The sequence below is a fragment of the Christiangramia aquimixticola genome (genome assembly GCF_048285835.1).
GTDB classification, from domain to species: domain Bacteria; phylum Bacteroidota; class Bacteroidia; order Flavobacteriales; family Flavobacteriaceae; genus Christiangramia; species Christiangramia aquimixticola.
This window is the reverse complement of record NZ_JBLVTL010000003.1, coordinates 200,811-201,047: the sequence shown is the minus strand read 5'-3', so window position 1 is coordinate 201,047 and position 237 is coordinate 200,811. Positions and strand designations below refer to the sequence as shown.

Annotated in this window: 1 protein-coding gene; it reads left to right on the top strand. The window is 32.9% G+C overall.

Annotated elements, in window-relative coordinates:
• Positions 1-173 (top strand): cold-shock protein (locus tag ACNKXV_RS07830; RefSeq protein ID WP_417907424.1); only part of this gene is annotated, 173 nt, incomplete at its 5' end.
• Positions 174-237: the final 64 nt, after the last annotated feature.

Here is a 237-nt window from a genome sequence, read left to right as displayed (position 1 = left end):
TTTTTAACTCCACAAAAGGATTTGGATTTATTAAAGCTGACGATTCAAACGAAGACATCTTCGTACACTCAAGTGGTCTTATCGATGAAATTCGTGAAGATGATAGAGTACAATTCGAAACAGAGCAAGGCAAAAAAGGTCTTAACGCTGTTAACGTTGAAGTAATAGACTAAGTATTTCAGGTTTACAGTAAGTAAAAAGAAATAATTTTCAGATCACCGTCATTTGATCTTTAAA